Genomic DNA, 7,409 nt, shown 5'->3' on the forward strand with positions numbered 1-7,409 from the left:
AGTATTCGCAACGCTCCAAACGTTGCTTTCAGACCGGCCAGATGCGATTTCATGTCCCAAATACCGAGGTGAATAATCCAGGTAAATTAAGATGTGTCTTCAAACTCAAAAATATTCGCGAATTGCCTACTAGTTGTACGAAACGGCCTGAATCTGATATGTTGGAGTAAAGGGCTGATTGTGATGCTTACTCATCGCTATGAGATCGCTGATGAGCAATGGACCCAGATCGAGTCATTATTTCCACCATAAAGTACAGGTCGTCCAATATTACGAGATAATCGGACCATGTTAAATGCGATTCTGTGGATCAATCGGACTGGTGCGCCTTGGCGTGATTTACCTGCACGATTTGGACCATGAAAGTCGGTTTATACACGGCTTTCCCGCTGGGGCCGCGATGGTGTATTGGAATGTATCTTCCGCGCGCTTCGCTAGGACGCGGATATGGAATACCTGCATATTGATTCGACGGCTGTTATTGCGCATCAGCATAGTGCCGGTGCTAAACAAAGCGGTCCTAAACTTGAAAGCAATAATATTGGTTGTTCCGTTGGTGGTAATTCAACTAAGATACATGCGCTGGTCGATGCATTGGGAAACCCGGTTAAATTTATGTTAACAGAAGGCAATCGTCATGACGGTCCCGTAGCGCTTGAATTATTGAAAACCATTCAGTTGACTGGGGTTAATGTCGTTGCCGATAAAGCATACGGTGGTAAAGCAATTCGAGAATTCATCACGAGCCAAGGCGGAAAGTATACAATCCCACCAAAAGAGAATAATCGAGAACCATGGTCAGTAGACTGGTGGATATATAAAGAAAGACATTCAATTGAGTGTTTCTTTAATCGGCTTAAACATGTTAGACGGGTAGCTACTTGCTACGATAAGACGTCATATGTGTTCCGAACATTTGTTTACGCTGCGTCAATAGTGTTAATGACTAGATAGTTTGAAGACACATCCTAGAAAAATCATTTTGTAATCTCATCATAATATCATGTATGCTTGTGTATAGTAAGTTTGTTGAACTTCAACAAATACAGGAGGAACAAATGTTTTTAGCAATTAGAGAGATTAAAAAAGAAAAACTACGGTACGGCTTGATTCTAACAGTCGTCGTCTTAATCAGTTATTTGATTTTCATTTTAAGTGCCCTGGCGCTCGGGCTGGCAACAGCTAACACCGCAGCGGTGGACAGCTGGCAGTCTAAGTCGTTTGTAATGACCAAAGACGCTAATGGTAATGCCGGACAGTCATTACTGACAACGAAACAGGTTGATCAGTTAAGCGACGACAAAACCGCAACACTTGGCATTACACCAGTTAATATGAAAATTGGCGGAAAACGTGAATCCGCACAATTCGTTGGGATGAATAACGACGAGTACATCGCTAAAAACCTACAATTAACCAAGGGGAACTTGCCAAAGGCAGCTAACGAAGTCGTCCTCGCTGACTCAGTTGATAAGGATATTTACGGTATGGGGGATAAAATTTCGATTGGGTTATCTGATACGAAATATAAAATCGTGGGTTATGCGAAAAATGCCACGTATAACACCGCACCTGTTATTTATGGCGAGTTAGCGCAATGGCGTATCATTAAGGGCGTGTCAGATCAATTCCAGGGTAGCGTCGTTGCTTCAAAAACGTCACAATCTGTCGATGATAAAGCATTAAAGACTTATTCATACCAAGCCTTTATCAATAAATTGCCAGGTTATACACCGCAAAAAGCGACGTTTGGTCTCATGATTGGATTCCTGATTGTCATTTCATTGATTGTGATTACCATCTTCCTCTACATTCTAACGGTTCAAAAATTGCCTAACTTGGCAGTTTTGCGTGCACAAGGCATTCCAAATCTTTTTTTGGCCCAAAATACGTTATTTGAGACGTTCTTTATCATGGCAACTGGTATCGTCGTTGGTGCCTTACTATCGGCATTAACTGAATTTGGGATTCCAGATAGCGTACCAATGGCATTTGATTGGGGATTGATGGTACTCATTGCGGTCGGATTGATGGTAACCGGGTTACTGGGTGCAATCATTCCGATTCGTGTGATTAGTAAGATTGATCCGGTATCAGTAATTGGAGGTTAAAAAGATGCGTGAAGAAAAACTAGCCCTTGAACACGTGACGAAACAATTTGGTCAGAAAACCAATTTAGTTACGGCACTAGAAGACGTCAGTTTAGCGTTTAAAGCTGGTGAGGTGTCGCTTATCATTGGGCCTTCAGGATCTGGTAAAAGTACCTTGCTAACCATTTTAGGCGGGTTACAAACACCAACAGACGGCTCAGTTCGTTTGAATGGCCACGATATCAGTGATTTGAGTACCAAAGAAGCCGAAAAAAGACGACTTGAACAAATCGGTTTCGTCTTGCAGGCGTACAATCTTGTGCCATATTTAACCGTAGCAGACCAATTCAAACTTGTTGACCAGGTAAAGCCTAACAATAACCTCAGTCAAGATGGATTTGACAAAATTATTGAAACGCTAGGCATTCAAAAATTATTAAACAAATACCCTGGCGAATTGTCTGGCGGTCAACAACAGCGCGTTGCAATTGCCCGTGCGTTTTATACAGACCCGGCGATCATCCTAGCCGATGAACCTACGGCAGCCTTAGATACGGCACGTGTCAAAGAAGTTGGCCAACTTTTTGCCAATATTGCGCATGACGAGGAAAAAGCAGTCGTCATCGTCACGCACGATGATCGTCTGCGAGAGTTTTCTGATAATGTCTACAAAATTGTCGACGGAAAACTATCTAATACGGACTGATTAACACACTTGCTCTTATGATGAGATTTCGGACTAGTTTTTCTCGTTTGCTAAAATATCATCATAAGGGCAATAGATATTTAGTTATGTTTTTGTCGAGCTTGCATTTGTGATAGTCCGCTTGTAGCAAGGGTTGACGCAGGTCTGCTCCCAATCACCAACCTAGATTTACCCGTCAAGTTACGGCGTCGCATCAAGCGACCAGGATTGCGCCACGCTCGCACTAACAAGCATAAGCTCGGTGAGTCGATTGAGAATCGGCCAAAGGCCGTTGACGACCGTCTAGGAGTCGGCCACTGGGAGGGCGACCTGGTCAAGGGAAAGCGAGTTGAAAGTGACCCAGCACTGATGACGTTGACAGAGCGGTACTCCCGTACTGAGATAATCGTTAAGCTACCTGACTACCACGCTGAGACCTGCCGTCGGGCGCTTCAGGAGACAATCGATTCTTATGGGGCCAGGGAGTTAGATACCATTACGTTCGACAATGGTTCAGAGTTCTCGGCTTTGGCTCGCGTGACTGGCACGAAGATTTACTTTGATCATCCGTACTCACCCTGGGAGCGTGGATCAAATGAGAATGCTAATGGCCTTCTACGTGAGTATTTCCCAAAAGGAAAGTCATTCAAGAACGTAACCCTTGATGAGATCCAGCCAGCACAGTCGGCGTTGAATCATCGCCCAAGGCGCTCACTGGGCTGGTTTCGTCCTTGCGACTATTACCCCAATATGGCATAAGCTATACCACTAACAAGAATTGGTTATAAAGTGTTGCACTTGATTTGACAATTGAGGGAGTAAAAAAACTCGGCATGCCAATTGACATGCCGAGCTGGGGTTAATTTCGATGCATCTTAAACCACGATACCCTTTTCCGTGTGTAGCATCAAGTCTTCTCGTACCTCAACCGTACCGTATCCTGCTGAAAGTTACGCTTTCAGCAGGATTTTGCGAACGTGTGTCTATCACAGACGGCCCGTATATCATTAGTCATGAATCGAATCCTGCAATTTATCCCCAGCCTTATCTATTTCCTTGGCTGCCAAAATTGTACCAGCTACCAGAGCTCCTCCAACCAGCAAAGTGCTGGCTACCATAAATGTAAAAATTGATTTTAAAGCATCCATGCATATGACCTCCAATCAATCTTTAGATCTACCAACAAAGAATGATACAACCGCTACGACAATCACTGCGCCAACTATCGATGGAATCATTGCCATACCAGCAAGTTTAGGACCCCAATGGCCGAGTAGTGCTTCACCAATAGATGATCCGATGAGCCCAGCAATAATATTTGCAATCCAACCCATCGATTTTCCTTTGCTTGTAATAGCGCCAGCAATAGCACCGATTATTGCGCCAACAATTAGTGACCAAATGAAGTGCATGTAAATCCCTCCCATTAAATATATTCTTTGTTACTAATTGTAAGTATACAGGAGTTAAGGCCAAAAAGAAAGCCGAAGATATCTATTCCCTCTTACTACTTACGATAGCTCATTGTGAATTGCGCAGTAAATCGCGAATCTGTGTAAGTAAGAGTTCTTCCTTCGAAACAACAGGAGCATCAGGTTTTTTAGACGGCATAATACGATTAACCGTCTTGACAATAATAAAGACTACAAAAGCAGTGATCAAGAAGTTAATGACGTCGTTAAGAAAGCTGCCATACGTAAATTTTGCGTTCAAAATTGTAAAATATAGCTTACTTAAATCAGCCTTACCTACAAACATAGAAATAATTGGGTTGATCAAGTTTTTGGTCAGGGAAGTTACAACAGCGGTGAACGCACCGCCAATAATGACACCTACAGCAAGATCTAGAACGTTGCCACGCATAATGAAGTCTCTAAATTCTTTAATCATTTTGAATGCCTCCAAATTTTATGTTACGAAAAGAAGTATAGCAGAGTGGGGACGTTCTGAAAATTAAAAATAGCGCCTCATAATGAATTGGCTGGCGTCTGCCTAGCTATTTAGATAATCACCTAGGTTTGAAAATCAGTGCAAATCAGTGACAAGCCCAAAACTAGAAATGCTTTTATACCGATATTTTGAGCACCCGTGGCACTCAATAATAACTCATTCTAGAGGCGAGGCCCATATAACTTGCACGTCATGAAAGACCACAGAGTAGTCACGTGTACCAACCATGTGCATACCAATTAGTACACCCTAGTCCCTATATGGGGCTTATTTTTTTGCAATCAAAAAGCCCGCCGGATGGCAGGCCAATAATACTTTCAATAGCTTATCCTCATCAGAATTAACTGGCATATCTAACGATTCTTACCGTTTCTCTAGGAGCCAAAGTTTATCTTACTATGAGGAGCACATCAGTGTACAAATATAAGCATAAAAAGCGCTACGATTGCGGGACTACCCTGTGTAAATATGATTTTCTTGTTAGCTGTCAGTGATCCAAAAGCGGCAGCAAGCACGACAAAACCCACGAATAAAATCTGAACGTGGTAGGAGGCACCACCACTGAGCCAATATCGAGCATATAACAAGCCTACACCGATAAATCCATTATATAGTCCTTGGTTTGCCATCGATGATTTGGCTTCTTTGGTGGCAAGATATCCTTTTGACAAGTCAAAAGCCTTACGGGCCATTTTTGTTTGGGTGCCAAACATCTCGAGAAGCATTATCAGCAATGCCTCAACGGCGACTAGTAGCACGAACATATCCTTTACAAATAGCATTACCTATTCCCCCTAAAGAAATTCATTAAAATTTAAAATTTATACGATAAAGCATAGTATAACAGACTTCGGAGCGGGAGAACATTTAGCCTGGATTATTCTTAAACACGACAAAATACAGCGCAACCTCATGACTGGCATGAAGTTGCGCTGCTTTGTGTTTTTCACCCACTGGGTGCGGTCTTGTGATATTGTAGAGTCGCTGAAAACCAACAATATGAAGGCCATAACACAATGCTTAGACTACGCGCAACTTCACTTCAATGCAATCCTCATTTATCTGTTATCAACGACGCCGGACAATTATCCAATGATGCTGGAATGATACTACAAATTGAATTTACCAATCGGATCCACCTCAAAAACTTGATTCGTAATACGATTTTCTTTAATGATGAGCGAAAATTTGCCAAGATCTCTTTCGTAGATCTATTTGAATTTACGCTTATGCTCCGGATTGCCGGTTATTGCACTGACTCTGCGGCAAATACTTGGCGTCAGGATCCTGCTATTAGGACTGCTTTAGGTGAGTGTGGTGTGGCCTCTCAAGCTTCTATTTCACGTTTCATCGCAAGCCTGACTCAAGATAATCTGGTTGAAATCCAAAACCTGTTGCTGAAACTGGCTGATGTGGTCCTTAAAGATCCTTCACGCACTGAAATGATCCTTGATATCGACTCCACACACTCGGATACCTTCGGCCATCAAGAACACGCAACCTATAACGGTCATTATTCAGCTAATGGCTATCATCCTCTGCTGGTTTTTGATGATGCCACCGGGCTTTTACTAGGTGCGCAGTTGCGCCCGGGTAACGTCTATACCAGTAGCGATGCTGATACGTTCATCGCCCCGATCCTTGATCATCTTAAAGCCTTACGCCCTGATATGAACATCACAGTCCGCGGTGATTCAGGCTTTGCCAAGCCAGAGTTTTATGCAGCCTGTGCCAAGCGCAGTGTTAAATTTATTGTCCGGCTGAAGAAGAATAACCGCATTAACGAACTCACCACAACGGCAACTCAAGCCACTGAGATGACGACTGATTTTCAAAGTGAAGACCACGAACTGGACTATCAAGTTAAAACTTGGGCGGATAATTATCGCGTGATCGTGCATTCTGAAAGTAAGGCTGAGTCTTTTCTTTGGGACCATCATACTTGGTTGGTCACTAATGATACGAAGATTCCGTGTGAAACATTGATCACCCGCTATCGTCAACGCGGAAGAGTCGAAGATCTGATCAAAGAATTGAAAGCCGGTTTTGCTTTCGACAAGACTGACAGTCACTCGTTTACGATGAACGCTGCTAGGGCCTTGATCAGTGCTGTTGCTTACAACATCGTTCAACTATTCAAACTCATTTTGATACCTTTTGACGCACGAAAGACAATCGCAACCTTGCGCTTTGAATTGCTCCATGTTACGGGTAAGATCACGAATCACGCGCACCGAATCGTCCTACATTTAGCTTCAAGCCAAGTTTTTAGTGGCTTTATAGGCAATGTGTTGAACGATATTTTGCAAATGTGACCAAAGCAACTAAATGGTCGGGCCTGGCCGAAATGTTGAAATACGTTCGGTCTATTTGGCGACGCCGACTCTGAATAAGTTGGCCAAAATCAAGGTGTATTGATTCGGCATGGCGAAGTTAGTGTCGCTATTGAGCCTATGGTTGTATTTCACAAACCTATGAATAAATCAGGTTCATGTTAAGATCCTGTTACAGTTCAACTTTCAGTTTCAAAATACGTCCTACAAACAGTCTGTATATGTTGAGAGCGAAAGTTCTCACAGACCTTCCGGAAGGGTATTGCAACGCATCGCCGCCGTGCGCGGCGTGCAGCGCGAAAGCCGCTAGCGCGAGCGGCGGCGGTCGGCGTTAGCCGACCGCCATCAGCC

General features: G+C 43.3%; 7 protein-coding genes and 2 pseudogenes. 5 read left to right on the top strand and 4 right to left on the bottom strand.

Translation table 11 applies throughout. The features are described from left to right. Positions 1–183: 183 nt before the first annotated feature. The 4 genes and pseudogenes from EKM97_RS11565 to EKM97_RS11580 all read left to right on the top strand — a co-directional run. Positions 184–954: pseudogene (locus tag EKM97_RS11565) on the top strand (IS5 family transposase). Between the two features lie 104 nt (positions 955–1,058). Further along, entirely contained in the window at positions 1,059–2,111 is a 1,053-nt protein-coding gene (locus EKM97_RS11570) for an ABC transporter permease (RefSeq protein ID WP_125572533.1), read from the top strand. A gap of 4 nt (positions 2,112–2,115) precedes the next feature. Further along, the gene (locus EKM97_RS11575; protein ID WP_124974721.1) at positions 2,116–2,796 is read left to right on the top strand and encodes an ABC transporter ATP-binding protein; all 681 of its coding nucleotides are present in this window, start codon (positions 2,116–2,118) and stop codon (positions 2,794–2,796) included. A 114-nt stretch (positions 2,797–2,910) separates the two neighbouring features. Beyond that, a pseudogene (locus EKM97_RS11580) lies at positions 2,911–3,534 on the top strand (IS30 family transposase); the annotation flags it as partial. A 248-nt stretch (positions 3,535–3,782) separates the two neighbouring features. Here the strand turns inward: EKM97_RS11580 and EKM97_RS12010 are convergent. From EKM97_RS12010 to EKM97_RS11595, 4 genes are all read right to left on the bottom strand, one after another. Then, positions 3,783–3,923, bottom strand: a complete 141-nt coding sequence (locus EKM97_RS12010) for a hypothetical protein (protein ID WP_164507541.1) — start codon at positions 3,921–3,923, stop codon at positions 3,783–3,785. Between the two features lie 15 nt (positions 3,924–3,938). Then, positions 3,939–4,187, bottom strand: coding sequence for a GlsB/YeaQ/YmgE family stress response membrane protein (locus EKM97_RS11585; protein WP_124974719.1), 249 nt, complete (start codon positions 4,185–4,187; stop codon positions 3,939–3,941). 109 nt (positions 4,188–4,296) lie between these two features. Beyond that, a complete protein-coding gene (gene mscL / locus EKM97_RS11590) occupies positions 4,297–4,665 on the bottom strand; it encodes a large-conductance mechanosensitive channel protein MscL (RefSeq protein WP_124974717.1) in 369 nt (122 codons plus the stop codon). A 470-nt stretch (positions 4,666–5,135) separates the two neighbouring features. Further along, positions 5,136–5,507 (bottom strand): DUF1304 domain-containing protein, encoded by a 372-nt coding sequence (locus EKM97_RS11595; protein WP_125572534.1) that lies wholly within the window; start codon positions 5,505–5,507, stop codon positions 5,136–5,138. A 234-nt stretch (positions 5,508–5,741) separates the two neighbouring features. On the opposite strand from EKM97_RS11595, the gene EKM97_RS11600 reads away from it, so the two are divergent. Then, a complete protein-coding gene (locus EKM97_RS11600) occupies positions 5,742–7,040 on the top strand; it encodes an IS1380 family transposase (RefSeq protein ID WP_125572535.1) in 1,299 nt (432 codons plus the stop codon). Positions 7,041–7,409: the final 369 nt, after the last annotated feature.

It is taken from the genome of Lacticaseibacillus songhuajiangensis (assembly GCF_003946025.1).
GTDB classification, from domain to species: domain Bacteria; phylum Bacillota; class Bacilli; order Lactobacillales; family Lactobacillaceae; genus Lacticaseibacillus; species Lacticaseibacillus songhuajiangensis.

Bases quoted from the DNA above. Each gene is read 5' to 3' on its own strand.
- EKM97_RS11595 (WP_125572534.1), bottom strand. From the start codon at position 5,507: ATGCTATTTGTAAAGGATATGTTCGTGCTACTAGTCGCCGTTGAGGCA.
- EKM97_RS11585 (WP_124974719.1), bottom strand. From the start codon at position 4,187: ATGCACTTCATTTGGTCACTAATTGTTGGCGCAATAATCGGTGCTATT.
- EKM97_RS11575 (WP_124974721.1), top strand. From the start codon at position 2,116: ATGCGTGAAGAAAAACTAGCCCTTGAACACGTGACGAAACAATTTGGT.
- EKM97_RS12010 (WP_164507541.1), bottom strand. From the start codon at position 3,923: ATGGATGCTTTAAAATCAATTTTTACATTTATGGTAGCCAGCACTTTG.
- EKM97_RS11600 (WP_125572535.1), top strand. From the start codon at position 5,742: ATGCTTAGACTACGCGCAACTTCACTTCAATGCAATCCTCATTTATCT.
- mscL (WP_124974717.1), bottom strand. From the start codon at position 4,665: ATGATTAAAGAATTTAGAGACTTCATTATGCGTGGCAACGTTCTAGAT.
- EKM97_RS11570 (WP_125572533.1), top strand. From the start codon at position 1,059: ATGTTTTTAGCAATTAGAGAGATTAAAAAAGAAAAACTACGGTACGGC.